The organism is Streptomyces chrestomyceticus JCM 4735 (genome assembly GCF_003865135.1).
Lineage (GTDB): Bacteria > Actinomycetota > Actinomycetes > Streptomycetales > Streptomycetaceae > Streptomyces > Streptomyces chrestomyceticus.
The window spans coordinates 4916945-4942894 of record NZ_BHZC01000001.1; the positions used below are offsets into that span (position 1 = coordinate 4916945).

At 72.5% G+C, this 25950-nt stretch carries 21 protein-coding genes and 1 tRNA gene; 8 read left to right on the plus strand and 14 right to left on the minus strand.

Annotated features, from left to right (window positions below; genetic code table 11):
* Window positions 1–38 precede the first annotated feature (38 nt).
* Complete coding sequence (cobN, locus tag EJG53_RS21190; protein WP_125046140.1) at window positions 39–3710, plus strand: cobaltochelatase subunit CobN; 3672 nt, start codon at window positions 39–41, stop codon at window positions 3708–3710.
* A 105-nt stretch (window positions 3711–3815) separates the two neighbouring features.
* Here the strand turns inward: cobN and EJG53_RS21195 are convergent, their stop codons facing one another.
* The 4 genes from EJG53_RS21195 to EJG53_RS21215 form a co-directional block, all read right to left on the minus strand.
* Window positions 3816–5150, minus strand: coding sequence for an LCP family protein (locus EJG53_RS21195; protein WP_125046141.1), 1335 nt, complete (start codon window positions 5148–5150; stop codon window positions 3816–3818).
* 268 nt (window positions 5151–5418) lie between these two features.
* Complete coding sequence (locus EJG53_RS21205) at window positions 5419–5619, minus strand: hypothetical protein (RefSeq protein ID WP_031005151.1); 201 nt, start codon at window positions 5617–5619, stop codon at window positions 5419–5421.
* Between the two features lie 223 nt (window positions 5620–5842).
* A complete protein-coding gene (locus EJG53_RS21210; RefSeq protein ID WP_125046143.1) occupies window positions 5843–6808 on the minus strand; it encodes a M56 family metallopeptidase in 966 nt (321 codons plus the stop codon).
* Window positions 6809–6816: 8 nt separating this feature from the next.
* Entirely contained in the window at window positions 6817–7206 is a 390-nt protein-coding gene (locus tag EJG53_RS21215) for a BlaI/MecI/CopY family transcriptional regulator (protein WP_125049491.1), read from the minus strand.
* Between the two features lie 365 nt (window positions 7207–7571).
* On the opposite strand from EJG53_RS21215, the gene EJG53_RS21220 reads away from it, so the two are divergent.
* Window positions 7572–8147, plus strand: a complete 576-nt coding sequence (locus EJG53_RS21220; RefSeq protein ID WP_125046144.1) for a TerD family protein — start codon at window positions 7572–7574, stop codon at window positions 8145–8147.
* Between the two features lie 81 nt (window positions 8148–8228).
* Here the strand turns inward: EJG53_RS21220 and EJG53_RS21225 are convergent, their stop codons facing one another.
* Window positions 8229–8684, minus strand: coding sequence for a tellurite resistance TerB family protein (locus tag EJG53_RS21225; RefSeq protein ID WP_031005144.1), 456 nt, complete (start codon window positions 8682–8684; stop codon window positions 8229–8231).
* A gap of 217 nt (window positions 8685–8901) precedes the next feature.
* Window positions 8902–10284, minus strand: a complete 1383-nt coding sequence (locus EJG53_RS21230) for an alkaline phosphatase (RefSeq protein WP_125046145.1) — start codon at window positions 10282–10284, stop codon at window positions 8902–8904.
* A gap of 380 nt (window positions 10285–10664) precedes the next feature.
* On the opposite strand from EJG53_RS21230, the gene EJG53_RS21235 reads away from it, so the two are divergent.
* Window positions 10665–11201 carry a DUF6344 domain-containing protein gene (locus EJG53_RS21235; RefSeq protein WP_125046146.1) on the plus strand — a complete coding sequence of 179 codons (537 nt, stop codon included), beginning with the start codon at window positions 10665–10667 and terminating at the stop codon, window positions 11199–11201.
* A 182-nt stretch (window positions 11202–11383) separates the two neighbouring features.
* Here the strand turns inward: EJG53_RS21235 and EJG53_RS21240 are convergent, their stop codons facing one another.
* From EJG53_RS21240 to EJG53_RS21255, 4 genes are all read right to left on the minus strand, one after another.
* Window positions 11384–13627: an MFS transporter gene (locus EJG53_RS21240; RefSeq protein WP_125046147.1), complete on the minus strand. Its 2244-nt coding sequence runs from the start codon at window positions 13625–13627 to the stop codon at window positions 11384–11386.
* Window positions 13628–13743: 116 nt separating this feature from the next.
* Window positions 13744–14343, minus strand: a complete 600-nt coding sequence (locus EJG53_RS21245; RefSeq protein WP_125046148.1) for a GNAT family N-acetyltransferase — start codon at window positions 14341–14343, stop codon at window positions 13744–13746.
* Between the two features lie 182 nt (window positions 14344–14525).
* Window positions 14526–15803: a sensor histidine kinase gene (locus tag EJG53_RS21250; RefSeq protein WP_244955261.1), complete on the minus strand. Its 1278-nt coding sequence runs from the start codon at window positions 15801–15803 to the stop codon at window positions 14526–14528.
* A gap of 184 nt (window positions 15804–15987) precedes the next feature.
* The gene (locus tag EJG53_RS21255) at window positions 15988–16686 is read right to left on the minus strand and encodes a response regulator transcription factor (RefSeq protein ID WP_125046150.1); all 699 of its coding nucleotides are present in this window, start codon (window positions 16684–16686) and stop codon (window positions 15988–15990) included.
* A gap of 278 nt (window positions 16687–16964) precedes the next feature.
* On the opposite strand from EJG53_RS21255, the gene EJG53_RS21260 reads away from it, so the two are divergent.
* Window positions 16965–17948, plus strand: coding sequence for a D-alanyl-D-alanine carboxypeptidase family protein (locus EJG53_RS21260; RefSeq protein ID WP_125046151.1), 984 nt, complete (start codon window positions 16965–16967; stop codon window positions 17946–17948).
* Between the two features lie 160 nt (window positions 17949–18108).
* On the opposite strand, the gene EJG53_RS21265 is transcribed toward EJG53_RS21260, so the two are convergent.
* Window positions 18109–18182 (minus strand) — tRNA-Gly (locus EJG53_RS21265).
* 222 nt (window positions 18183–18404) lie between these two features.
* Here EJG53_RS21265 and EJG53_RS41170 point away from each other — a divergent pair.
* The 4 genes from EJG53_RS41170 to EJG53_RS21280 all read left to right on the plus strand — a co-directional run bounded on the left by EJG53_RS41170 (window position 18405) and on the right by EJG53_RS21280 (window position 21681).
* A complete protein-coding gene (locus tag EJG53_RS41170; protein ID WP_167515148.1) occupies window positions 18405–18563 on the plus strand; it encodes a hypothetical protein in 159 nt (52 codons plus the stop codon).
* 211 nt (window positions 18564–18774) lie between these two features.
* Window positions 18775–19350, plus strand: a complete 576-nt coding sequence (gene dcd, locus EJG53_RS21270) for a dCTP deaminase (protein ID WP_030017817.1) — start codon at window positions 18775–18777, stop codon at window positions 19348–19350.
* A 16-nt stretch (window positions 19351–19366) separates the two neighbouring features.
* Window positions 19367–19864, plus strand: a complete 498-nt coding sequence (locus EJG53_RS21275; RefSeq protein ID WP_030017816.1) for a phosphoribosyltransferase — start codon at window positions 19367–19369, stop codon at window positions 19862–19864.
* Window positions 19865–20148: 284 nt separating this feature from the next.
* On the plus strand, window positions 20149–21681 hold the full coding sequence (locus EJG53_RS21280; protein WP_371858710.1) for a ricin-type beta-trefoil lectin domain protein: 1533 nt from the start codon (window positions 20149–20151) through the stop codon (window positions 21679–21681).
* Window positions 21682–21771: 90 nt separating this feature from the next.
* Here EJG53_RS21280 and EJG53_RS21285 read toward each other — a convergent pair whose 3' ends face one another.
* The 3 genes from EJG53_RS21285 to EJG53_RS21295 form a co-directional block, all read right to left on the minus strand.
* Window positions 21772–22806: a Yip1 family protein gene (locus tag EJG53_RS21285; protein ID WP_125049493.1), complete on the minus strand. Its 1035-nt coding sequence runs from the start codon at window positions 22804–22806 to the stop codon at window positions 21772–21774.
* Window positions 22807–23448: 642 nt separating this feature from the next.
* Complete coding sequence (locus tag EJG53_RS21290) at window positions 23449–24459, minus strand: AraC family transcriptional regulator (protein ID WP_244955262.1); 1011 nt, start codon at window positions 24457–24459, stop codon at window positions 23449–23451.
* 142 nt (window positions 24460–24601) lie between these two features.
* A complete protein-coding gene (locus tag EJG53_RS21295; protein ID WP_244955263.1) occupies window positions 24602–25807 on the minus strand; it encodes a VCBS repeat-containing protein in 1206 nt (401 codons plus the stop codon).
* Between the last annotated feature and the right edge of the window lie 143 nt (window positions 25808–25950).

The following is a 25950-nucleotide window of genomic DNA, read 5'->3' on the forward strand; positions in this document are numbered from 1 at the left end:
GCCCGGGGCGCGGACCCCGAGGAAGGCCAGACGCCGCCATGATCCTGCTGCTGTCGACGTCCGACACCGACCTGCTGAGCGCCCGCGCGGCCGCCGGTCCCGTGCCGTACCGGCTCGCCAACCCCGCCCGTCTCGACCTCGCCGAGCTGCCCGCCCTGCTGGACGGCGCCGACCTGGTCGTCGTCCGTCTCCTCGGCGGCCTGCGCGCCTGGCAGGAGGGCCTGGACCAGCTCCTGGCCGCCGACCAGACCCGCCCCGTCGTGGTGCTCACCGGCGAACAGGCGCCGGACGCGCAGCTCATGGAGGCGTCCACCGTCCCCATCGGCATCGCGGCCGAGGCCCACGCCTACCTGGCGCACGGCGGCCCCGCCAACCTGGACCAGCTCGCCCGCTTCCTGTCCGACACCGTGCTGCTGACCGGCCACGGCTTCGAGCCGCCCGCCGCCGCGCCCTCCTGGGGCCACCTGGAGCGCTCCAAGCACCTGGCGGCCGAGGCGCGTACGGGCGCGGAGGTCGTGGCCCGTACGGACGACACGGGCGCCGCGACCGGCCCGCTGGTCGCCGTGCTCTACTACCGCGCCCACCACATGAGCGGCAACACCGGCTTCGTCGAGTCGCTGTGCGAGCGGATCGAGGAGGCCGGCGGCCGCCCGATGCCGCTGTTCGTGGCCTCGCTGCGGGCGCCCGAGCCGGAGCTGATCGAGGAGCTGCGGGCCGCCGACGCGATCGTGACGACCGTGCTGGCGGCGGGCGGCACCAAGCCCGCCGAGGCGTCGGCCGGCGGTGACGACGAGTCCTGGGACGCGGGCGCGCTGGCCGCGCTGGACGTGCCGATCCTCCAGGCCCTGTGCCTGACCGGGCCGCGCAGCGCCTGGGAGGAGAACGACGAGGGCCTGTCGCCGCTGGACGCGGCCAGCCAGATCGCGGTGCCCGAGTTCGACGGCCGGCTGATCACCGTTCCGTTCTCCTTCAAGGAGACCGACGAGGACGGCCTGCCGGTGTACGTCGCCGACCCCGAGCGCGCCGCCCGGGTCGCCGGCATCGCCGTCCGTCACGCCCGGCTGCGCCACATCGCGCCCGCCGACAAGCGCCTGGCGCTGGTGCTGTCCGCGTACCCGACCAAGCACTCCCGCATCGGCAACGCGGTGGGCCTGGACACCCCGGCCAGCGCCGTCGCCCTGCTGCGCCGCCTGCGTGAAGAGGGCTACGACTACGGGGACGAGCCCGTGCCCGGCCTGGAGTCCGGCGACGGCGACGAGCTGATCTACGCGCTGATCGAGGCGGGCGGCCACGACCAGGAGTGGCTGACCGAGGAGCAGCTCGCCCGCAACCCCGTCCGCATCCCGGCCGCCGACTACAAGCGCTGGTACGGCACGCTGCCGCAGGAGCTGCGCGAGCAGGTCGAGGAGCACTGGGGCCCGCCGCCCGGCGAGATGTTCGTGGACCGCAGTCAGAACCCGGACGGCGACATCGTGCTGGCGGCCCTGCGCCGCGGCAATCTGCTCATCCTCATCCAGCCGCCGCGCGGTTTCGGCGAGAACCCGATCGCGATCTACCACGACCCCGATCTGCCGCCGTCGCACCACTACCTGGCCGCCTACCGCTGGATCGCCGCCTCCCAGGAGGACGGCGGCTTCGGCGCCGACGCCATGGTCCACCTGGGCAAGCACGGCAACCTGGAGTGGCTGCCCGGCAAGAACGCCGGCCTGTCCGCCGCCTGCGGCCCGGACGCGGCCCTCGGCGACCTGCCGCTGATCTACCCGTTCCTGGTCAACGACCCGGGCGAGGGCACCCAGGCCAAGCGCCGGGTGCACGCCACGCTGGTCGACCACCTCGTACCGCCGATGGCCCGCGCCGAGTCGTACGGCGACATCGCGCGCCTGGAGCAGTTGCTGGACGAGTACGCGGCGATCTCCGCCATGGACCCGGCCAAGCTGCCCGCGATCCGCGCCCAGATCTGGACGCTGATCCAGGCCGCGAAGCTGCACCACGACCTCGGCCTGGAGGAGCGCCCGGACGACGAGGGCTTCGACGACTTCCTGCTGCACGTCGACGGCTGGCTGTGCGAGGTCAAGGACGCGCAGATCCGCGACGGCCTGCACGTCCTCGGCGGCGCGCCCGCGGGTGAGGCGCGCGTCAACCTCGTGCTCGCCATCCTGCGCGCCCGGCAGATCTGGGGCGGTACGTCCTCGCTCCCGGGCCTGCGCGAGGCGCTGGGCCTGGACGAGTCGGCCGCGACCCGGACGACCGCCGACGCGGTCGAGGAGCAGGCCCGCGGCCTGGTGCAGGCCATGGACGACGCCGGGTGGGACCTGGCGGCCGTCGAGCGGGTCACCGCCGAGCTGCCCGAGGCACAGCGCGAGCCGGTGGCGGCGATCCTCGCCTTCGCCGCCCGCGAGGTCGTGCCGCGCCTCGCCGCCACCACCGACGAGATCGACCACGCCGTGCACGCGCTGGCCGGCGGCTTCGTCCCGGCGGGCCCGTCCGGATCGCCGCTGCGCGGCCTGGTCAACGTCCTGCCGACCGGCCGTAACTTCTACTCCGTCGACCCCAAGGCCGTCCCCAGCAAGCTGGCCTGGGAGACCGGCCAGGCCCTCGCCGACAGCCTCCTGGAGCGCTACCGCACCGACCACGGCGACTGGCCGACCTCGGTGGGCCTGTCCCTGTGGGGTACGAGCGCGATGCGTACCTCCGGTGACGACGTGGCCGAGGCGATGGCCCTGCTCGGCATCCGGCCTGTGTGGGACGACGCCTCGCGCCGGGTGACCGGCCTGGAGCCCATCCCGGCGGACGAACTGGGGCGCCCGCGCGTCGATGTGACGCTGCGTATCTCCGGCTTCTTCCGCGACGCGTTCCCGCACGTCATCGGCCTGCTGGACGACGCCGTACGGCTCGCCGCGTCCCTGGACGAGCCCGCCGACGTCAACTACGTCCGCGCGCACGCCCAGGCCGACCTGGCCGCGCACGGCGACGAGCGCCGCGCCACCACCCGCATCTTCGGCTCCCGCCCCGGCACGTACGGCGCGGGCCTGCTCCAGCTCATCGACTCGCGTGACTGGCGTACGGACGCGGACCTCGCCGAGGTCTACACGGTGTGGGGCGGTTACGCGTACGGGCGCGGCCTGGAGGGCTGCCCTGCGCGCGAGGAGATGGAGACCGCTTACAAGCGGATCGCGGTGGCGGCGAAGAACACCGACACCCGCGAGCACGACATCGCCGACTCGGACGACTACTTCCAGTACCACGGCGGCATGGTCGCGACCGTGCGCGCGCTCAAGGGCACCGCGCCCGAGGCGTACATCGGCGACTCCACCCGTCCCGAGACAGTCCGCACCCGCACGCTGGTCGAGGAGACCTCCCGGGTCTTCCGTGCCCGCGTGGTCAACCCGCGCTGGATCGAGGCGATGCGCCGCCACGGCTACAAGGGCGCCTTCGAGCTGGCCGCGACCGTCGACTACCTGTTCGGGTACGACGCCACGACCGGCGTCGTCGCCGACTGGATGTACGACAAGCTCGCCCAGACGTACGTCCTGGACCCGGAGAACCGCGCCTTCCTCCAGGAGGCCAACCCCTGGGCCCTGCACGGCATCGCCGAGCGCCTCCTGGAGGCGGAGTCGCGCGGCATGTGGGCCGAGCCGGACAAGGAGACGCTGACGGCGCTCCGGGAGGCGTTCCTGGAGACCGAGGGCGACCTGGAGGAGAAGAGCTGACGGGCGCTTAGGAGCAGACAGACGGCGGAGCGCCGGCCGGGCTGGGTGATCAGCCCGGCCGGCGCTCCGGCGTTCGCGTGACGCTGCCGTACGTGGCAGGAGGCGTCAGCCCGTCGTGCTGAACCCTTGCCCCACCGTCAGCGTCACCACGCCCGGCCCGGCGGCCGTCGCGTCCGCCGACTTCTCCGTCTTGACGCCCGAGAGCCGGGCGGAGAGCACCTGGGCCTGCGCGTCCAGCGACGCGGGGTGGGTGATGACCGTCTCGCTGGTGCCGGGGGGCGCGTTGTCGGTGGCGACGACCGTGAAGCCCATCTTGCGCAGGGTCGCCGCCACCTCGGCCGCGTAGCCCGTCTTCCCCGTGCCGTTGAGGACCCGTACCTTCACCGAGCGCGCCGTGACGAGCTTCTTGGCCTCGGCGGCCAGCTTGTCCTTGCTGACCTCCTTGTCGTGCGCCAGGTCGCTGAAGAGGCCGCCGGCCTGCGGGTACTGCCAGACCACATTCGCCTTGTCGGTGGGCACGTCCGCCTCGCGCGCATAGTTCGGCACGGTCAGGAAGGTGAGCCGGTCGCTGGGGATGTCCTTGACCGTGGAGGCCAGCTCGGACAGCGGCTTGACGCCCGCCAGGTCGTCGTCCGTGGTGATCGACTTGGTGGCCGAGTCGAGGAAGTCGTACAGCGCGCCGGGGCTGGTCAGCTTGGACTGCGCCTTCTCGCCGAGCGCCTTCATGAACTCCTGCTGGCGGCCGATCCGGCCGAGGTCGGAGCCGTCGCCGACGCTGTAGCGGGTACGGACGTAGCCGAGCGCCTTCTCGTCCTGGACGTTCTGGCAGCCCGCCTCCATGTCCAGGTGCGCCTTCTTGTCGTGGATCGCGGTCTTCGGGCAGACCTCTATGCCTCCCAGGGCGTTGACCATGCCCTTGAAGCCCTGGAAGTCGACCGAGACGAAGTGGTCGATGCGCAGCCCGGTGTTCTTCTCGACGGTCTTGATGGTGCAGGCCGCCGCGCTGGCGACGTCACCGCCCTCGCCGCCGATGGTGAACGCTTCGTTGATCTTGAAGTGGTGGGGCTTGGACTTCCGGCCGTTGCCGCTGTCGCAGGACGGGATGGACACCCAGGAGTCCCGCGGGAAGGAGACGGCGGTGGCCCACTCCCGGTTGGCGGCGATGTGCAGCACCATCAGGGTGTCCGACTGCATGGTGTCCAGGTTCTTGCCGTACTTGGCGTTGGCGCCCGCGCGGCTGTCCGACCCGACGACGAGGATGTTCTTGGAGCCGGGGCTGAGGTTGGCGGGGCGGTCGCCGCCGAGGCGGCTGCCGACGTCCGCGCCGTGGATGTTGCCGTCCAGCTTGAAGTAGATCCAGCCGCCGACCCCGGCCGTGATCAGCAGCAGGACGCCGATGATGCCGCCGGTCCAGGCGAGGATGCGGCCGCGCCGGGTCATCCGGGCCTTGCCGGGCCTGCGCCCGCGGCCGGAGCCCGCGGCACGGCCGGAGCCCGCGGCACGGCCGGAACCGGCGGCGCGGCGGGAGCCGCCGGAGCCCGCGCGGCGGGAGCCCCCGGCCGGGCCGGTGCGGCCCGTGGAGGCGCTGCGGCCCGAGGGGCCGCTCCGGCCCGCGGGGCCGGAGGTGACGGAAGAGCCGGTCTGGCCGGTGGGTGCGCCCCGCCGGGGCCGGTGCCTGTCTTGCACGCTCTATGGTCCTTCTGGTGCGTCAGATGCCCGCGCTCGGCAGAACGAGAATCCGGTCGGGGTCGTACGGAAACCACTGCGGGCAACTGCCGCCGCTGCCGCGCATCGTACGCAACCTGCACCACAGTTCGCCTGCCCCGTCCCGCCACCAGGCGGTGATACGGCCCAACTCCCAGCCACCGTCGGGGTGTTGCAGTTCAACCGGTTGGTAGACCCACTGCACCTCCGCCTCCGGGGGTGGGCCGCCTTCCGGCGGGGGTCCGCACCTCGTCGTCATCTCCCCCTGCCGTCACGTCCGTTGTGCATGTTCCGGCGCACTCTACAGCCCAGCTCTACACGACTGTAGAAGTAGCGGGGTGTGGGGCAGATCACAGGAGGGGTGGGGTGGGGGCGGCAGCAGGACCGGAGAAAGGTGGCCGGTGCGTTGAGGTGTCCCTGGGGGCGGGTCAGAGCGGCGTGGCCGCCTTGAGGACGAGGAACAGGGCCACCGCCGCGTTCAGCGCGGAGAGGGCCGAGGCGGCGGTGCCCGCGGCGGCGATCAGGGCGGCCAGACCGGCCGGAGTGAGGGCCGGCGGCCAGCTCCGGGCCGGGGGCACGGGGCCCAGGAGCGCGGCCACCCGGCGCGGTACGGGGCCCGGGCCGGGGGCGGCGAAGCCTGCCAGCAGCGGGCCGGGCGTGGGGCGGGAGACCAGTGCGGCCTTGCCCACGGCGCGCGCGGTCAGCCGCCGGTCGCCGACGGTCCGCGCCGCCTCCTCGTCGGCCCAGCGCTCGGCGCTGAAGGCGACCGCCGTACGCAGCGGCCGCAGCAGCGGGTTCGCGCAGCCCGCCAGCCGTACGGCGAGCTGGAAGCGGTGGTGGCGCTCCGTCAGGTGGGCGCGCTCGTGGGCGATGAGGGCGCGGCGCTCGTCGCTGTCCAGGCTGCGCAGCATGCCGCGGGAGACCGCGATCCGGCCGGGCCGCGCGGGCCTGCCGGGCCGCGCGGGCAGGGCGGGGACGGCGTAGGCGTAGGGGGAGTCGTCGGGCAGCACCGCCAGTTCCGTGGCGGACGGCAGGCCGTCCAGCGCGCGGTGCGTACGGGAGCGGACGCGGTAGTAGCGGCGCAGTTCGGTGCCACCGGCAGTCACGACGGCGGCGAGCGCGGCGATCGCCGCCGTACCGGCCACCTCGGCGAACGGCACCGCGGCGCGCACCTCCGGATCGGACCAGCCGTCGGGCAGGGGGTTGCCGGGGAGCTGGGCGGTGCCCACCACCAGCAGCAGCCCCAGACACAACGTGCTGCACACGCCGAGGACCACGGACAGGGCGGTCAGCAGGCGGGTGGTACTGCGCGGGTGCAGATGCTGCCCGGCGAGGCGGGCGATCGGCAGCGCGGTCAGCGGCAGGACGAGCGGGAGGAAGACGAAGACGCCCATGGGTCAGTTCAGTCTCCGAGCGGGGGGCGGCCCGGGTCGGGGCCGGTGGCGTCGGGGCCAAAGTCCTCGCCGGTGGCGCGCTCCAGCAGGGTGCGCAGCAGCCGCTCGTCCTGGGCGGAGAGCGCCGAGACGAAGCTGGCCAGGACCGCGTCCCGGTCGGACTCGCTGTCCAGGACGCGGCGCATCCGCAGCGCGGCGAGCCCGGCCTCGTCGGCCGCCGGGAGCCACACGTAGGAGCGGCCGGCGCGTTCCCGGGTGACGGCCTTCTTGGCGTGCAGGCGGGAGAGGATCGTCATCACCGTCGTGTACGCGAGGTCGCCGCCGAGGTGGTCCTGCACCCAGGCGGCGGTGGCCGGGCCGGGCGCCTGGTGCAGCGCCGCCAGCACCTGGGCCTCCAGCTCGCCCTGGCCGCGGCGGCGCGCCCGGTCGCGGCTGCCCGGGTGGCCGTCGAGCCCGCCCGCGTGGTCACCGGGTCCGCCCGTGTGGTCACCGGGCTCGCCCGTAGGGCCGCCGAGTCCGCCCGTACGGCCACCGGGCCCGCCCGTATGGCCGCCGAACCTGCCCGTACGGCCGTCGGAGGGGTCCCCGTTCATCGCCGTCGCCTCCCGTCCGTACCGCACGCCCCGCGCGGCGGGGGCGTCGCCGCATCCTACTGAGGGGTCCGGGAACGCGTCCTGTCCCTCGTTCGTCATGCTCTACAGCACTGTAGATTTTGTGGCCCGCCACACACGGGAGGCCACACCCCGACCCGGGAGGAACATCCATGGGAGTCTCGCTGGCCAAGGGCGGCAACGTCTCGCTGTCGAAGGAGGCGCCCGGCCTGACCGCCGTGACGGTGGGCCTCGGCTGGGACGTCCGGACGACCACCGGCGCCGACTACGACCTCGACGCGAGCGCCCTGCTGTGCAACGAGTCGGGCAAGGTCGTCTCGGACCGGCACTTCGTCTTCTACAACAACCTCACCAGCCCGGACGGCTCGGTCCAGCACACCGGTGACAACCTGACCGGTGAGGGCGAGGGCGACGACGAGTCGGTCAACGTGAACCTGGCGGGCGTGCCCGCCGAGGTCACCAAGATCGTCTTCCCGGTCTCCATCCACGACGCGCAGTCCCGCGGCCAGAGCTTCGGCCAGGTCCGCAACGCGTTCATCCGCGTCGTCAACCAGGCGGACGGCGCCGAGCTGGCCCGCTACGACCTGACCGAGGACGCCTCCACCGAGACCGCCATGGTCTTCGGTGAGCTGTACCGGCACGGCGCGGAGTGGAAGTTCCGCGCCGTCGGCCAGGGCTACGCGTCCGGCCTGGCCGGCATCGCGGCGGACTTCGGCGTCAACGTCTGAGCGACGACCGGAGGCAGGCGGTACGACGGCGGGCCCGCGGCAGAGATGCCGCGGGCCCGCGCGCCGTACGACGCGGTCCGGTCAGAGGTCGAACTCGGCCGGCGGGATGTCCAGCGCGTAGCAGACCTCGCGCACGACGGCCTGCTCGGTCTTGTCGAAGTCGCCGTCGGCGCCGCCGATGACGATGCCGATCTGGATGACGGCACGCGCCTCGACCGGCTTCTTCTTCACCTTGCCGATCTCCTGCATCAGGCCGACCTTGCCGAAGTCGAAGTCGGCGGTCAGCTTGTCCAGGTAGGTGTCGAAGCGGCGGCGCAGATCGTCGGCGGCGAAGTTCTGCAGCACCTCGTTGGTGGCGATGAGCTGGGCCACCCGCTGCCGCTCGGAGGGGTCGACGTGGCCGTCGGCGGCGGCGACGAGCGCGCACATCGCCATGCTTGCGTCCCGGAAGGCGCCGCTCTTCAGTTCGTTCTTCTTCGCGACGAGCTGGGTCTGCATCGTCTGGGCGGAATCCTTGATCCGGTCCCACAGAGCCATGTGGATCTCCTTGTCGTTCCCGCGGGGTGCCGCGCACCGCTCGCCATCGAGTAATGCGCAAGCAAAATCTACAGGCTTGTAGATTCTCGCGGGACACGGCCCACCTCGGCGGACGCACACAGGCGGAGGGCCGGGGCGACAGCCCCGGCCCTCCGCGTCCCCCGTTCCCCGAAAGCCCCCTCGGGCTCAGGTGGTGGTCAGGCTCGCCGCCCGCCCCTCACCGCAGCCGCAGCGCGGTGCGGATCGTGGTGAACAGTTCCGTCTGGTCGGTGACGCCGAGGACGCGGTACGCCTGCGGGCCCTGCGCGGCGATCCGGACCTGCGTACCGGTGTGCTCCTGCGACTTGCCCGGCGTGTTGGTCGAGTAGTTGACCTTCAGCTTGCCGCCCTCGTCGGTGACGAGCGTCGAGGAGAGGCCGGGCGGCTGGGCGTCCAGCGGCACGATCTGGCTGGAGTGGCCGTGGTCGGCCGTGGTGACGACGAGCGTGTCGGGGTGCTTGGCGGCGTAGTCCCGCGCCACCTTCACCGCGCGGTCGAACGCCGCGGTCTCGCCGATCTGCCCGCAGGGGTCGGCCGCGTGGTCCTGCTTGTCGATCGAGGCGCCCTCGACCTGGAGGAAGAAGCCCTTGTCCCGGCCGTGGCCGCGCTGCGCCTTCTGCTTCTTCTCCAGCAGTTGGATGGCCTTGGCGGCCTGCTCGTCCAGGGCGGGCGTGCCCTGGGGCCGCTGCGGGTTGGCGGTCGTGCAGCGCTGCGGGTCGGTGCCGCCGACCGCGGCGGGCTTGCCGGTCCACTCCACGGGCACGTTGCCCGGCGCGAAGAGGCCGAGCACCGGCTTGCCGCCCGCGACGCTCTTGACCCGCTTGAGCGCGTCGCGGTCGGTGACGACCTGGTAGCCCAGCTTGCGGGCCTGCTCGGCCACGGTCAGACCCTTGTACGGGCCCTCGGTGATCTTCTGGTCGAAGCGCTGCTTGCCCCCGCCGAGGAGCACGTCCACCTTGTGGTTGACGCTCTGCTCGGCGATCGAGCCGGGACCGCCCTTGCTGATCTTGTCGGTGGGGCACTTGGCCATGTCGGCCGGGCCCTGGCAGCTTCGGTCGGTGGCGTGCGAGGCGAGCACGGCCGGGGTGGCGTCGGTCAGCTCGGCGGTGGTGACGGAGCCGGTGGCGTAACCGTTCCTCTGCGCCAGCTCCAGGATCGTCGGCAGCGCCTTGTCGGTGTCCGGCGTCTTGGAGATCCGGCCGTTGACCGTCTTGTGGCCGGTGGCCCAGCCGCTGCCGCTGGCCGCGGAGTCGGTGACGTAGTCCGGCTTCTTGTTCTTGTCCACGGCATACGTCGTGTAGGCGCCGGTCATCGGGAACTTGTCCATGTTCAGCCGCCCGGCGGCCCCCACGGTGTAGTCCCGGGCGAGGGTGATCTCGCTGTCGCCCATCCCGTCGCCGATCAGCAGGATGACGTTCTTCGCCGCTCCGCCCCTGACCGCCCGCTCCGCCTGGTCCGCCGTCCCGAACGCGGCGGCTCCCGCGGGCACGGCGGCGGCGGTGGCCAGCACCACGGCGGCACCGGTGATGACGCTGCGGCGGGACAGGCGCAGTCTTCGCATGAGTTCTCCTCTTCGTACGCCGGCCGGATGCCGACGCAGCGAAGCCCACCAGCCCACGGTGAATGCCGGGTGACCAGCACGCGGCGCCTCGGCCGCCGCCACCCCAACGGAGGGCGCGAAGACGGAGGAGCGGGCGGCGCGGCGGGCACGGAACGGGCGGCCGGCGCGAGCCGGGATCGGCCGACCGGGTGGTGTTCATCCGAAGAACGGCGATTCGCGGTGGCCGGTGCTCGTGTTCCGGCGGCGCCTACACATCATGAGGGAAGTACGCAAATCGGTCATCGGGACAAGCGTCTCAGCGGCGCTGTGCCACCGCTTCACCGCGGTGCCGCCCCGAGGCCCCGGAACCACCGCAGGACCGAGCAGAGAAGAGAGGGATCATGGCCACCACCAAGGTCACGAAACTCTGGACCGCCTTCCTCGTCGTCATCGTCAAGTTCCTCGCCGCGCTGGGGTTCCGCACCCCCGCGGCCTCCTCCGTCGCCTTCGCCGCGATCCCCGCGCCGGCCGAAGGAGAGGCGCGCGGCACGACCGCCGCGCCCGCCGCCGGGGCGAGGGAGGTGACCGCGCCGCCCGGCAGCAGGAAGCACGCGGCGCCGGGCGCTTCCGAAAGCCCGCACGCCGACCGTGACTTCGGGTACCCGGGCACCGCGCCACTGTTCGCCGCACCCCGGATGATGTACGGGCGGACCCTGCCGCCGACGATGAAGCAGCGCATCCGCGCCGAGGCGCACGGCGCGGCCCCCAGCTCCCGCTGCGTGCAGTCCGACGCCTTCGACGCCCCGTACGCGGCTCCGTATCCCGCCCCGTACAGCGCCCCCGTCGGCGCCCCGCCGGCCCGTGCCGCCGCGGTCCCGTCGCCCCGCGGCGCGGTGCCTGCCGCCCGTCGCCCCGAGCGCGTCCTCTGCCCGGCCTGAGCCGTACGGAGTACGCGCCCGGGCCCATCCGGGCGCTGCGATCCGCGCCGAGTGCGTTTCCGGTCCGTACCGAGTACGGGACCGAGCCGCAACCGCGTGAGCCCGTGAGCTTCTGGGCCCTACGGCGCAGGTGACGGCAGACGTACCGGATACCGGCAGCAACTCCCCCGGCCCTGAACGGCCTATGGAAGCGGCCTCCTGGCGGCCTCGTGAGTGAGGTCCAGGTCGAGGCGGCGTTCCCGGTCACCGGCGGCGAGCGTGACCCGGTCGGCGTGCGGCGGGTAGCCGGCGGCCGTCAGCGTGTAGGCGCCGCCAGCGAGTCCGGTGAAGGCGAAGGTGCCGTCCGGACCGGTCACGGTGTGGACGGCGGGTGAACCGCCCTGATCTTGAAGAGTGACGGCGGCGTCCGGCAGCGGGCGTCCGTGCGGGTCCCGTACGGTGCCGCGGACCGCGGCCGCCGGAGCGAGCCGGGCATCCTGACGTGCGGGTGTGCCGGGAGACATGAGTGAACGCGCGAGCGGGCGGTGGCCCGTGGCGCTCAGTACCAGGGTGAAGCCCCCGGGCATGAGTCCGGTCAGTTCCCAACTGCCCTGTGCGTCGGCCGTCGTGGTGGCCACGACCGCGCCGTGCGTGTCGGTGAGGACGACGCGTCCGCCGTGGAGCGGGGTGCCGTCGATGCCGCCGAGCAGGGTGCCGTGGATGCGGTGGGAGCCGGGCCGGGGTGCGGTGACGTGGATCGACGCGGGCGTGGTGGCGCTCGCGGAATCCGTCCGCCGACCGCTGCCCGGGGCGCTGCCCTTCTCCCCTTCCGAAGCGCTGCCCTTCTCGCCGCCGGAAGCACTCACCTTCTCGCCGTCCGAGGCGCTGCCCTCTCCGTCGCCGCCCGGAGCGACCAGCTCGAAGCTTCCGCTCTCCTCCCCGCCGCGCGCGAGCAACTGCGGTCGGGACGCCGCGCGCTGGGACGGCAGGAAAGCCGCCAGGACGAGTCCGACGGCGACCGCGCCGGTGGCGATGGCGAACGAGGTGCGGAACCCGGCCATGGTGGGCACCGATACGGCCCCCGCCGGGGCGGACATGTGGGCCAGCACCATGCCGATGACGGCGCTCGACACGGACGTGCCGATCGAGCGCATCAGGGTGTTGAGACCGTTGGCGGCGCTGGTCTCCGACGGGTCGACGGCACCGACGATCAGGGCGGGCAGCGAGGAGTACGCCAGGCCGATGCCCGCGCCGACGATCACCGAGATGATCACGGTCTGCCAGGCGGCGCTCATCAGGCCGAGCCCGGTGCCGTACCCGACGGCGATGATCAGCATGCCGAGCATGAGGGTGGCCTTGGGGCCGCGCCGGGCGGATATCCGCGCGTACACGGGGGCGGTGAGCATCATCGTCAGGCCGAGCGGCGCCACGCACAGGCCCGCCACCACCATCGACTGGCCCAGCCCGTACCCGGTGGACGCCGGGAGCTGGAGGAGCTGCGGCAGGACGAGGGAGATCGCGTAGAAGGCGACGCCGACCATGATGGACGTGAGGTTGGTGAGCAGGACCTCGCGGCGGGCGGTGGTGCGCAGGTCCACCAGCGGCGCGGCGACGCGCAGTTCGTACAGCCCCCACAGGAGCAGCAGGGCGACCGCGCCGCCGAAGAGCCCGAGGGTGGTGGACGAACCCCAGCCCCAGTCACTGCCCTTGGTGATCGGCAGCAGCAGGCAGACCAGGCCGCCGGTCAGCCCGATGGCGCCGAGGACGTCGAAGCGGCCGGTGGCCCGTACGGAGGTCTCGGGTACGAGGGCCACGCTGAGCAGCATGGCCAGGACGCCCAGGCCCGCGGCGCCGAAGAACAGCGCGTGCCAGTCGGCCTGCTGGGCGACCAGGGACGCGGCGGGCAGCGCGAGGCCGCCGCCGACGCCGATGGACGAACTCATCAGCGCCATGGCCGAGCCGAGGCGTTCCCGGGGCAGCTCGTCGCGCATGATGCCGATGCCGAGCGGGATGGCGCCCATGGCGAAGCCCTGTAGCGCCCTGCCCACCAGCATCGTGGTCATGTCAACCGTAAAGCCGCAGATCAGCGAGCCGAGGACCATGAATGCCAGGCTCGTCAGCAGCATCCGGCGCTTGCCGTACAGATCGCCGAGCCGGCCCATGATGGGGGTGGCGACGGCGCCGGTGAGCAGCGTCGCCGTCATCACCCAGGTGGCGTTGCTCGGGGCGGTGGCCAGGAGGGTCGGCAGGTCCTTGATGACCGGTACGAGCATCGTCTGCATGACGGCGACGACGATGCCGGCGAAGGCGAGGACGGGGACGACGGCGCCGCTACCGGTCCGCCGGGCCCCTTCGGGAGCTTCCAGGGCTGCTGCGGTGGGGTCGGGCAGGGGGTGCGCGGCGGTGGGCGCCGGTTCCCCGGCGCGCTGTTCCGTCGTCTGCGGCATAGGTGCGGCCTCCGGTAGGGACAAGTGGATGCCCTCTGAACGTTTTTGTCGCGGTGGACATTCCAACACCCGCTGAAAAGACGCCCCCCGGCCGACCGCGCGGCAGAACTTCCCTCTCAGACGCCCGGTTTGCGTGTCATCGCCCAGGTGTGCGGCCCGCCGCCCGGGAGCGGGTAGTCGGCGGTCACCTCGAACCCGAGGCGCTCGTAGAAGCCCACATTGCGCTCGTCGGAGGTCTCCAGGAAGGCGGGCACCCCGGCCGCCTCGGCGGCCTCCAGCCCAGGACGGATCACCGCGCGTCCCAGACCGCGGCCCTGGCAGCCGGGATCGACCCCCACCGAGCCGAGGAACCACACGGGCTCACCGGGGCGGTGCACGCCCATGGCGGCCTCGGCCTGCGCGGACGCCTCGGCGCGGTCCCCGGCGATCTCCGCGAATCGTGGCCCGAGTTCGGCGAAGACCTCGCCCGCCGCCGTCTCCGGGGTGGTCCACACGGCCACCGCGTCGCCGTCGTCGGCCACCCACACCCGGCCGTGCGCCAGCCCGATCCGGGCGACGAACAGTTCGTTGGAGCGGTGCAGACGGGCGGCGTGGTCGTCGGCCGCGATGGTGTGGCGGGTGAAGGGGTAGTCGGCGAACGCGCGGTCCAGCGTGCGCAGGGCGCGGGGAAGGTCCGCGTGGGTGGCGGGCCGGACGGCGGGACGGTGCGTGGTCATGGAGGTCACCGGTTCGGTCGGGCGGGCGGGTACGGCGTACGGCGGGGCGGACACGGGGCGCACCAGGGGCGAACCCCCTGATCGGTCATGTCTCAAGCCCTCGGGCTCTCAGGTAAGAACACGCGCCCACGGCTCCGCAAGTGGATAGGACGGAGGGCCGGTTACGTGCGCCGGGCGCGCGCTCAGGACATGACCGTCAACGCGCAGGGCACCTGGAAACTGACGACCGTCGGGCCGCCCGCCGGGCTGCTGATGCCGAGGGTGCCGTCGAAGGCGGCCAGCCGCCGCTGGATGCCCCGGAGGCCGCTGCCGTTCTCCAGCTCCAGGCCCGCACCGCCGTTGCCGTCGTCGGTGACGCTGACGGCGAGCGCGCCGGAGCGGTACTGGATGTCGATCAGGACCCGCTGCGCACCGGAGTGCTTGGTGGCGTTGGTCAGCAGCTCGCAGACGGCGAAGTAGGCGGCGGACTCCACGGCCGGCTCCGGGCGGGACGGCAGGTCCGCGGTCACCTGGGCCTGGAGGCGGCTCTCCAGGGCGAGCGAGCGGACGGCGTCGACGAGGCCGCGGTCGGCGAGCACCGGCGGGTGGATGCCGCGGACGAGGTCGCGCAGCTCCTCCAGCGCGCGCATGGAGGCGTCGCGGGTCTCGGCCAGCAGCGTACGGACGGCCTCGGGGTTCTCGTCCAGCAGCGATTCGGCGGCGTCCAGCTTCATGCCCATGGCCAGCAGCCGGGCCTGTGCCCCGTCGTGCAGGTCGCGCTCGATGCGGCGGATCTCGGCCGCGGACGAGTCGACGGCATCGGTACGGGTGCGGGCCAGGTGCTCCACCCGCAGGCCCATCTCGGCCTTGGCGGTGGGTGCCAGCAGGGAGCGCGTGATGCGGGCGTGCAGGCGCAGCACGTACGGGGCGATCAGCAGGCCGACGGGGATCTCGGCCAGTCCGAGGCCGCCGGCGATCCAGGCGGTCTCCTGGCTGCGTACGGGGACGAACAGGTACCAGGTGCCATCCCAGGCACCGGTCACCGGCTCCCAGATGAACGGCAGCGCCATCCCGAACAGGCCGTGCGCGAGCATCCCGAACGGGACGATCGCGAGGAGGCCGGTCACGGTGACGGCGCACTGCGCCCACAGCACGTCGCGCCAGGTGGCGCTGTCGGCGAAGACCGCCTTGCAGCGGCGCCAGGCGCCCTTCCAGCCGCCCGCAGCGCGGGGCACGGGCCGGTACGGCTCACCGATCGGCACCCCCGTCTTCCCGGTCAGGCGCCGCTGCGCGTTCGCCGCCCATCGCAGGGCCGCGACCAGACCCGGCACGAGGAAGAGACCGAACCCGAGCAGCACCAGGGACATCCCGGTGAGGGCGACCCAGGCGAGGACGACGGCGAGCAGGCCGACGAAGAACATGCTCAGCCCGCGCCCCATGGCTGCCCAGCCGGCGGTGAACCAGTTGCGTCCCTGGCGCACGCCTTGAACATCGCTGCCCGGACCCGGACCTTCGGCCATCTCACTCGTCTCCATTCCGATGCGCGCACACGGATTCGCCTACGCATCCATCACGCCCCCACGGCGCACCCGTCACGCGTCCGCTACGCCGCACCCATCGTCCGACGCACGGCGCCGGCAATCAGTGGTGCTAGCCCTACTTCTGCTACTTCCGCGTGGTGCCCGCCGCAGGCCGGACCGCTTCCTGGTGGTCGTGATGCACATACGTCAGATACGCCAGCACCGCCTGCACCCGGCGGTTGTCGTCCTTGGACGGCAGCAACTGGAGCTTGGTGAAGATGCTGTTGATGTGCTTGTCGATCGCCTTGTCCGTGACGAACAGCGCCTCGGCGACGGCGGCGTTGGACCTGCCCTCGGCCATCAGGCCCAGCACCTCCAGCTCGCGCCGGGTGAGGAGGTCCAGGGGCTCGCGGCGCGGCCCGTTGTGCAGCAGCCGCTCGACGACCGCGGGGTCCATGGCCGTACCGCCGTCCGCGACGCGGCGCACCGCCGCGACGAACTGACGGCTGTCGAGCACCCGGTCCTTGAGGAGGTAGCCGACCGCTCCCGCGCCATCCGCGAGCAGTTCACGGGCGTACAACTGCTCCACGTACTGCGAGAGGACCAGGACGGGCAGGCCGGGGACGCGGCGGCGGGCCTCCAGCGCGACCTGGACGCCCTCGTCGGAGAAGCCCGGCGGTAACCGTACGTCCACGACGGCCACGTCGGGCCGCTCGTCGAGCAGGGCGCGCAGCAGCTCCGGCGCGCTGCCGACGGAGGCGACGACCGTGCAGCCGTGGGCCGTCAGCAGGTGCTCCATGCCCTCCCGCAGGAGCACCAGATCTTCCCCGAGAACCACACGCATCCCGAACCTCCCCCCTCCGGTTCCGGACCCTACCCCGAGCCTCCGACGCCTCAGGGGCAATCCGGCGAAGTCCGGCGGTATCCGGCAAACCGCCGCCTTACTTCCGCAAGTCGCCTGCTTACTAAGGAGTTACAGGAAGGTCCCCACTGCCCATTCACCTCCTCCATACAGTTGGATGTACAGGGCAGGCACCCTTTGCGTGCACCTTCCGCACGCACGCTCGTCCCGTACGAGAGCACAGCTCGACCAGAAGCACGACAGTTACGGAGCGTCCCCACTTGACTGCCAGAGTCCTGACTGCGCGAGCAGCAGCCGTCGCAGGCGGCGCCCTGCTCGCCCTCTCCCCCCTGACCGTGCAGGCCGCTCAGGCCACACCCCCCACGCAGAACGCCCCCTCCACCCACACCTTCCAGACCTCGCAGACCCCGCGGCCCGCCCAGACCGCACCCGTCATCGCGGCCAAGGGCGCGAGCCTGGTCGACGGCGCGACCGGCACCTCCCTCTTCGGCAAGGAGGCGGACACGGTCCGCCCCATCGCCAGCACGGCCAAGATCATGGCCGCCTCCGTGGTGCTCGACACCCAGGGCGTCGACCTGGAGCGGAAGGTCCCCGTCAAGCAGGAGTACCGGGACTTCGTCACCCAGCACGGCTCCAGCACCGCGGACCTCCAGACCGGTGACAAGCTCACCGTCCGCCAACTGCTCTACGCCGCCCTGCTGCCCTCCGGCGCCGACGCCGCCTACGCCCTCGCCGACACCTTCGGCACCGGCAGCACCAACGACGAGCGCACCGCCTCCTTCATCGCCCAGATGAACCAGAAGGCCGGCGAACTCGGCCTCTCCCACACCAAGTTCGACTCCTTCGACGGCGCGGGCACCGACGCCAGCACCCCCAACGAGCTGGTCCGGCTCGCCCGCCACGCCATGCAGAACGACACCTTCCGCACGGTCGTCAAGACCAAGCAGTACAAGGGCGAGGCACCCGCGGCCAACGGCCGCACCCGCTACTACACCTGGAACAACACCAACCAGCTCCTCGGCTCCTACGACGGCGTCATCGGTATCAAGACCGGCACCACCACCCCGGCCGGCGACTGCCTGGTCTTCGCCGCCACCCGAGGCGACAAGACCCTCTACGGCACCGTCCTCAACAGCAAGGACCGCTACGCCGACGCCGCCAAGCTGCTCGACCACGGCTTCGGCACCACCAAGGCCAAAACACTGAAACTGCGCACCCTCCCGGCGAACGCGCAGCGCGACTGATCGTCCGACCGGTTCCGGTACGACGGGGCGCGGCTGCTCGGGCGGCCGCGCCCTTCGTGCGCGATGGGGCTGTCCCGTTCACCGTTCCCGGTACTTCGCAACCGCCTGCGCCGGTCTGGACAACAAACAAGTCCCAGGCCACTGACCTGGGACTTCGTTATGGAGCGGGTGACGGGAATCGAACCCGCGCTCTGAGCTTGGGAAGCTCATGTTCTACCATTAAACTACACCCGCTTGAGCGCCGCCTGTGGTGAGGGCGGTGCAGCGTCGCACACTCTACCCCATCGCGGACCCCCGGTGTAGTTGGCCGTGGGGTCCGGTTGTTTGTGGGGGTGGGTTGCGGTCCGGGGTGCGGGAGTTGGGGCGTACGGTGGGGGCGCGGAGTGCCGCGTGTGGTGGCGCCCAGTTCATCCCCTAGTGTGGCTTTTGTTGTCCACGCACTTGGGAGAGAACTTGATGGAGCGCACCGTCGTACGTTGTGCCGAGGGGCACGTGTTCAGCACCGCTTCGTTTCCCATGCAGACCACGGACCGGCTCGGCCCCGCCCGGCTGCTGCGGTGTCCGCGCTGCGCGCGGCTGCGGCATTCGGTGCCGGTGGGGTGCGAGAAGCGCTGAGGTCGGGGCCGCCGGGCGCTGACCGTACGCCGTAGGGCGGCGGTCCCCCGGTGGGGCGGAGGCGGAACGGACGGCAGCCGGTGGAGCGGCTGTGAGATGTGTGGGCGTGGGCCCGGTTCCCTGTGGTGGGGGCCGGGCCTTCGCCGTACGGAGGCGCGGGCCGGGGCGATGGTGTGCGGGGTGGGTGGGGTCGGGCGCGTATCCTCGATGCGTGCTTCTCTCAGACAAGGACATCCGGACCGAGATCGACGCGGGCCGGGTCCGCATCGATCCCTATGACGAGTCGATGGTGCAGCCGTCGAGTATCGATGTGCGCCTCGACCGGTACTTCCGGGTGTTCGAGAACCACCGGTACCCGCACATCGACCCCGCCGTGGAGCAGCAGGACCTGACGCGCGAGGTGGTGCCGGAGGGGGACGAGGCGTTCATCCTGCACCCCGGCGAGTTCGTGCTCGCGTCGACGTACGAGGTCATCACGCTGCCCGACGATCTTGCTTCGCGGCTGGAGGGCAAGAGCTCGCTGGGGCGGCTGGGACTGCTGACGCACTCCACGGCCGGCTTCATCGACCCTGGTTTCAGCGGACATGTCACGCTGGAGCTGAGCAATGTCGCGACGCTGCCGATAAAGCTGTGGCCCGGCATGAAGATCGGGCAGCTTTGCATGTTCCGGCTGACGTCGGCCGCCGAGCACCCGTACGGCTCCGCCAAGTACGGCTCGCGGTACCAGGGCCAGCGGGGGCCGACGCCCTCGCGGTCGTTCCAGAATTTTCATCGGACACAGGTCTGAGAGTGCGAGAGAACCAGTGAGTGGTGTGCGGGAGAACCTGACGTACGAGCGCTTCGGCGGCGCGATCCGTGAGCTGGCGCAGACGATCGCCGACGACGGGTACGAGCCCGACATCGTGCTGTCGATCGCGCGCGGCGGCGTCTTCGTGGCCGGCGGCCTGGCGTACGCGCTGGACTGCAAGAACATCCACCTGGTGAACGTGGAGTTCTACACCGGCGTCGGTACGACCCTGGAGATGCCGGTCATGCTGGCGCCCGTACCGAACGCGATCGACTTCTCGGACAAGAAGGTCCTGATCGCGGACGACGTGGCCGACACCGGCAAGACGCTGAAGCTGGTGCACGACTTCTGCCTGGGGACGGTGGCCGAGGTCCGCAGCGCGGTGATCTACGAGAAGTCGCACTCGCTGGTGAAGTGCGAGTACGTGTGGAAGCGCACGGACGAGTGGATCAACTTCCCGTGGAGCGTCGAGCCGCCGGTGGTGCGGCGCGAGGGGCAGGTTCTCGACGCCTGAGGGCGGCGGTTCGGGAGCGGAAGCGGGAGAAGAGCGGAGTCCGGCCGGTGGCCGGGCGGGGAAGCGCATCGGGTGGTGACGGCCCGGTGCGCTTCTTGTTGTTCGAGGGGGGCGGGGCACCCACGTCGTTCGGGGCGCGCCTTCCGGTGTGTTTCCGGCGTGCCGGCCGGGTTTAGAGCGCGGGCTGTGAATTCGGGCCAATCCCGTTCCGGGTGTTCCACCGTTGGCTACCTCCGAGTAGAAACCGGCGGAGACAGCAGACCGGAAGCCGGGGAGGCCCAAGGGTGCGTGGGAGAGCGGGGCGGCTGACGGCCGTCGCAGCGGCGTTGGCGGTGGGGTTCGGCGGAGCGGGCGGAGTCGCGGGGGTGGGCGCCGGTACGGCGGTGGCCGCCCCGGCCGGTCCCGCGGCGGCCAAGCCGCTGCCGCCCGAGCTGGAGAAGATCCGGGCGGCCGAGGCCGTCAAGCTGTACGGGGACGCCGCCGAGCGGCCGGCCGCGCAGCGGAAGTCGTCCCTGATCTCGCTGGGGGACAGTGAGATATCGGGCGAGGGGGTGGGGACGTACGAGCAGGGGACGAACGGGCCGGACAACTGGTGTCACCGTTCGCCGGACGCGGCCATCCACCGGACCGGGATAGCGGCGGACGTGACGTACAACGTCGCCTGCTCCGGTGCGTACACCGGGAACATCGAGATCGGCGGAACGAAGCAGTACGCCGACGAGCTGGTGCAGAGCGACAGCCTGGCGATCAAGGCCAGGAACACCCGGCTGAAGATGGTGCTGCTGGTCGCCGGGGCCAACGACGACCTCCAGTTCGGGCCGGTGATGACGGACTGCGTCACCCGCTGGTTCACCTTGCAGGGGCCGTGCGAGCCCAAGTACCAGCCCGGGTGGCAGGGGCGGGTCGACGCGCTGGTGCCCAAGGTCGAGAAGAGCGTGCGCGACCTGCGGACCGTGATGCGCGACGCGGGGTACGCGGACGGCGACTACAAGCTGGTCGTGATGGGCTACCCGAGCCCCATCGGCCCGGACGTCGAGGACAACCCGAACTTCCCGGGCAAACTGCCGGGCGGCTGCACGGGCTACACCTCCGACTCGGCGTGGGGCCGCGACGCGGCCGTACCCGTCTTCGAGAAGGGCATGCGGAAGGTCGCGGCGGACACCGGCGCCACCTACCTGGACAACTCGCGGCTCTTCCACGGGCACGAGGTCTGCATGGAGGACACCTGGGCCCGCGGCCTGTACGTGGACCTGGCCAACCCCTTCCCGCCCAACGCCAACTCCGTACGGCAGTCCTTCCACCCGAACGCGCGCGGCCACGCCGCCTTCGCCTCCTGCCTCACCCAGTTGTACGCGTCGGACCGGCGCGAGGCGTCCTGCGCCGACCCCGCGAGCACCGGGCAGCCGCGGCTGTACCCGCTGGCCTGGGACGACGTGTACAAGCCGCTGAAGAACGCCGGCACCGGCAGTTGTGTGGACGCCAAGGGCGCGAGCAGCGCTAACGGTACGGCGGTCGTGGGCTGGGACTGCAACGGCCAGCGGAACCAGGACTGGTGGCAGGACGCGGAGCGCCGCTCGGTGCACGTGGGACTGACGCAGGACCGGTGCCTGGACGTGCCGGGCGCCAAGTACGAGGCCGGGGCCGGCCTGGTGCTGTGGAACTGCTCGGGCGCGGCCAACCAGCAGTTCACCAAGGACGCCGCGAGCGGCTCGGTCCGGCCGGCGGCCGCGCCGGGGCTGTGCCTGACGCTGGGCTCGGCGAAGGACGCGGTACGGCTGCAGAAGTGCGACGGGTCGGCGGCGCAGCGGTTCGTGTGACCCCGTGACCCGCTGATACGCGGAAGGCCCCGCTCCGGCTGGAGCGGGGCCTTCCGAGCGGGGCCTTCCGTACGGGACGCCGGTGAACGGCTACAGCGTGCCGAGCTTGACCAGGGCCAGCAGCGCGACCAACTGGATCGCGGAGGCGCCCAGCGCCTTGGGCCACGGCAGGTCGTGCGACTTGCTCACCATCGAGGTGAAGAGCGCGCCCGCGGCCAGCCAGGTGGCCCAGCCCACGACCTGCACCAGGGTGCTGTCGCCGCCCAGGAACATCGCGAAGAGCAGCCGCGGCGCGTCCGTGATCGACATGATCAGCATGGACAGGCCGACGGTCGGCTGCCAGGCACCGTCGCCGCCGAGCTGACGGGCGAGGGTGTGGGTGACCGCGCCGAGGATCAGACCGCCGATGACGAACATCACGGCGGTGATCAGCACCCACGGGATGCTGTTGGAGAGCGTGGCGTTCAGCACGTCCCCGCGGGCCTTGTCGAAGCCGAAGACCGCGAGCAGGCCGTAGACGAAGGTGACGATCAGGGCCGGGCCCCACACCGGGTGGTCGCGCATCTGCCAGAACGTCGGGTTCGGGCGGGTGACCAGGCCCGTCAGCAGTTGCTTCCAGGGCAGGCGGGGGCCGGCCGGCGGGGCCGAGGTCTGGCCCGCGCGGTAGGTGCCGCCGTCGGCGTACCCGTCGTCGCCGTACGGGCCGCCGGGACCGGAGCCGCCCGGGCCGCCGTGGCCGCCGGGTGCGTACCCGCCGTTGTCGTACCCGCCGTTCGACGGTCCGCCGGGCGGGCCGTAGGCGTCCGGGGCCTCGCCGACGCTGAACTGCTGGGTGTGGCCCGGGCTGTTGTCGTTGGCGTACGGGGCGTAGGACTGCTGCTGCGGCTGGTAGCCGCCGTCGCCGAAGTACTCGGGCTCGCCGTGCCGGTCACCGCCGTGCGCCCCTGCGGGATGCGGTCCGCCGTACGGCTGCGGGGGCTGCGGCGGCCGGTGCGGTTGCTGCTGCCACTGCCCGTGCGGAGACGGGGGCTGCTGCCCGTACGGCTGTCCCTGCTGCCCGTACGGCACTTGCTGCCCCTGCTGCTGCCCCTGTTGCGCGGAGCGGGCGTCCCGTCCGCGACCCATCCTGAATCCAGCCACGCGTCGAACGTACCTGTTCTCGGAGGCCGCGTGGCCGGGCCCAGGCGCCCGGGGCGGCTTTGCTGCCGACCTGTGACATCCCCTAGGGGAGCGGGGGCGGGTCCCCGAGGGATACGGGTGGGGTGGGGGAGGCGGAGGGGTGCCAGGGAGGTCAGGGAGGCTGCCGGTACGCAGGTCATGGCCCCGATGGGCGGCCCCGAGGACGGCCTGGAGGACAGCCCGGCAGTCGTCTCGGCGCCCGCCCCGGCGACCGGCCCGCGACGACTGCTCCACCGGCCCATGAGGCGCCGGACCGTCGTGGTCGGACGCCTCATGGGTGGGGGTCCGGCTGCGGTTACGGGGGGATACCGGCCGGTACCCAGGGGTCGGCCACCGGTGGATGTCGCGTCGGCATGCGCTGACGGACGTACGCACCGGCGTCGCCGACTCGGCCCTGGCACCCCAGACCGTAGCGGTACGGAGGCACGGGCATGATCCATTCTGCGCAGCCGGTATCCGGATCACGCTGCGTGTTCGCGGCAGGGGCGCGCCTCGGCCGTACCCGGTCGCACCCGTTCGCACCCGATAGGGCCGGGCCGCCTTTTGACGTGCACGATCGTGCTGGGCCGCCCTGGGTGCGCCGCCCGCTCACGGCGCGTGCAGCGTCTGTGAGGGCGACTCCCCGAACCGCTCCCGGTAACTGCGCGCGAACCGCCCGAGATGCACGAACCCCCACCGGTACGCCACCTCGCCCACACTCACCTCCCCCGGCCCCGCCCGCCGCAGCTCGTCCCGTACGCGGCTCAGCCGTACGTCCCGCAGATAGGCCATCGGCGACATGCCGACGTGCCGGCGGAACCCCTCCTGGAGCCACCGCACGCTGACCCGCGCGACGGCGGCCAGCTCGGTGGTGTCGAAGGGGTGCTCGGGCCGCCCCTGGATGGCGTCCACCGCGCGCTTCACGGGCGCCGGGCGGTAGGACGGCGCCGCCGGGGCCGACGGCTGGACCAGCTCCTCGCGGTACGGGTGGTCGGCGGCCAGCAACAGCCCGCTCAGCAGGGCTTCTTGCAGCGGCGCCGCGACCAGCGGCTGGTGCATCAGCTCGCCCGCGTCCTGAATGTCCCGTACGGCGGTACGGACCAGCCGTGCCCAGCCGCGCCCCGGGCCTCTGGACACGTCGAGGACGGGGGCGAAGCGCAGCGGGGTACGGACGGGCCGGCCCAGCAGGTGCTCCAGATGCTGTTCGAGGTCCGCCGTACGGATCTTCACCGCCAGCAGCCGGCAGCCGCCGCTCCACCGGTCGATGGTGGTGACGCCGTCCGGCCGGAACACGCCGGCCCGGTCCGGTGTGGTGGTCTGCGGCTCCCGCGTCCCCTGCCGCCACTGGATGGAACCGCTCAGCGGTACGTCCACGTGGTACGCGCCCAACTCCCCGAACCGCAGGCGCAGCTCGGCGGCGAACCCCACCTCGCCGACGGTGACCGCCCCGAGCCGCACGACGTCGAAGCGCGCGCCCAGGTCGACGTCCCGGGACAACTGGTCGATGCGGCTGGCGTAGAAGGTCTCGCCGATCGCCCACCGCGCCTCGTCCAGGTCCGCCGTCCGCAGGGACAGCACCGAAGGCACCGGCGGGGCGGCGGCCCCCGGCTCCGCAGACATGTTCAGTACGACCCTTCCCCCGGGCAGACAGAACCGTCCGTCCGGCTCCGGCTGCCTCACCTGCGCACGGGGGAAAGGATAGGTGCACCTTCAGGTACCGGGGCGGAATATCCGTATACGGGGTCCTCCGGGGAGCGGCGGGTCAGTCGTCGGTGAAGAAGACGGCGAAGGCGGTGGTGGAGAAGGTGACTTGGGGCGTGGCGCTGGGGCCGGTGGGAGTGCCGGGGTGGATGGTGACGCGGTCCTGGGCGGGGGCGTTCTGGGCCGGGGTGCGGCGGGTGAGGAGGACGAGGTCGGCGTGGCCGTCACCGTCGTAGTCGGTGAGGGCCAGGACGGTGGTGCGCGGGGGGCCGGTACCCGGAAGCGCCGGCGGGCGGAGCGGGCGGGCCTCCCGGCCCGACAGGCCGGAGGCGGAGCCCGGCAGGAAGGTCGGCGCGGACGGTGCGGTCTCGGTGGAAGCGGCGTCCCCCGACGCCGGGTCCGTGCCGCTGGCCATCCCGTCCGTGCCGCTGACGACCAGATCGGTGTAACCGTCCGCCGTGACGTCGGCGGCGTGCAGGGCCCGGCCGCGTACCGGAAGGGGTGGTGCGTCGCCGGTCAGGCCGTAACGGGGGAGCAGTCGGGAACCGGTGGCGACCACCGCGTCCGTGCCGGTGCCGCGCCGGAAGCGGCCGAAGGCGAGTGCGTGGCCGGAGGGGAAGGCGGCGCCCGCGCGGGCCGGGCCCCGGGGGCCGCCGAGGGCCAGCCGGCTGGTGGCGGCGCTGCCCGGGTCGGCGGCCCGGACGAGGAGATCGTCGGCGCCGTCGCGGTCGGCGTCGAGCGGTCCGGGGAGAGCCGCGAGCGCCGTACCGGGTACGTCGAGGGGAGCGGCGGCTCGCGGAGCGCCCCGGCGGGTGAACGGTCCCCGCAGGTAACTGATCCTCGCCCCGGAGGCGGTCACCGCGAGGTCCGTCGCGCCGTCGCCGTCGAAGTCGCCGCACACCGGCTGGTCGGGCCACTCGTTGCCGTCCCGCGCCCGCTCGGGGATGCGCAGCGGTACGGCGCGGCCGGCTGCCGGCCCTCGGGGCGAGCCGAACAGGATCTGGACGGGCACGGGCGGCCGGCCGACACCGTCGTACGGCGGGTCGGTGGTGACGACGAGGTCCGTGAAGCCGTCCCGGTCGAGGTCGCACGCGGCACTCGCCTCGAAGGCGGCGGGGACGACGCCCTTGGTGGGGGCGGCGTTACGGGACGCTGTGAGCAGTTGCCGGGTGCCGGGCACCAGGCCGCGAGCCGACCCGTAGACGATGCCGATACCGGGGTCGTCGTCGTGCGCGGCCCGGCCGCCGCGGTGGAGCAGGTCGTTCACGACCAGGTCGGGGTGGCCGTCCCCGTTGAAGTCGTACGGGACCTTGCTGCCGGTGCCGTGGGGGACGGGGCGCTGGGCGGGGCCGACGGGGTGTTCGGCGTGGGCCGCGGGGCGGTCGGGGCCGTCGGGCGAGGCGGGCCCGA

What these genes read in the sequence shown, in the direction of transcription:
- cobN (WP_125046140.1), top strand. Translation starts at nt 39, where the DNA reads ATGATCCTGCTGCTGTCGACGTCCGACACCGACCTGCTGAGCGCCCGC.
- EJG53_RS21195 (WP_125046141.1), bottom strand. Translation starts at nt 5,150, where the DNA reads ATGACCCGGCGCGGCCGCATCCTCGCCTGGACCGGCGGCATCATCGGC.
- EJG53_RS21210 (WP_125046143.1), bottom strand. Translation starts at nt 6,808, where the DNA reads ATGGGCGTCTTCGTCTTCCTCCCGCTCGTCCTGCCGCTGACCGCGCTG.
- EJG53_RS21220 (WP_125046144.1), top strand. Translation starts at nt 7,572, where the DNA reads ATGGGAGTCTCGCTGGCCAAGGGCGGCAACGTCTCGCTGTCGAAGGAG.
- EJG53_RS21225 (WP_031005144.1), bottom strand. Translation starts at nt 8,684, where the DNA reads ATGGCTCTGTGGGACCGGATCAAGGATTCCGCCCAGACGATGCAGACC.
- EJG53_RS21230 (WP_125046145.1), bottom strand. Translation starts at nt 10,284, where the DNA reads ATGCGAAGACTGCGCCTGTCCCGCCGCAGCGTCATCACCGGTGCCGCC.
- EJG53_RS21235 (WP_125046146.1), top strand. Translation starts at nt 10,665, where the DNA reads ATGGCCACCACCAAGGTCACGAAACTCTGGACCGCCTTCCTCGTCGTC.
- EJG53_RS21240 (WP_125046147.1), bottom strand. Translation starts at nt 13,627, where the DNA reads ATGCCGCAGACGACGGAACAGCGCGCCGGGGAACCGGCGCCCACCGCC.
- EJG53_RS21245 (WP_125046148.1), bottom strand. Translation starts at nt 14,343, where the DNA reads ATGACCACGCACCGTCCCGCCGTCCGGCCCGCCACCCACGCGGACCTT.
- EJG53_RS21255 (WP_125046150.1), bottom strand. Translation starts at nt 16,686, where the DNA reads ATGCGTGTGGTTCTCGGGGAAGATCTGGTGCTCCTGCGGGAGGGCATG.
- EJG53_RS41170 (WP_167515148.1), top strand. Translation starts at nt 18,405, where the DNA reads ATGGAGCGCACCGTCGTACGTTGTGCCGAGGGGCACGTGTTCAGCACC.
- EJG53_RS21285 (WP_125049493.1), bottom strand. Translation starts at nt 22,806, where the DNA reads ATGGGTCGCGGACGGGACGCCCGCTCCGCGCAACAGGGGCAGCAGCAG.
- EJG53_RS21290 (WP_244955262.1), bottom strand. Translation starts at nt 24,459, where the DNA reads ATGTCTGCGGAGCCGGGGGCCGCCGCCCCGCCGGTGCCTTCGGTGCTG.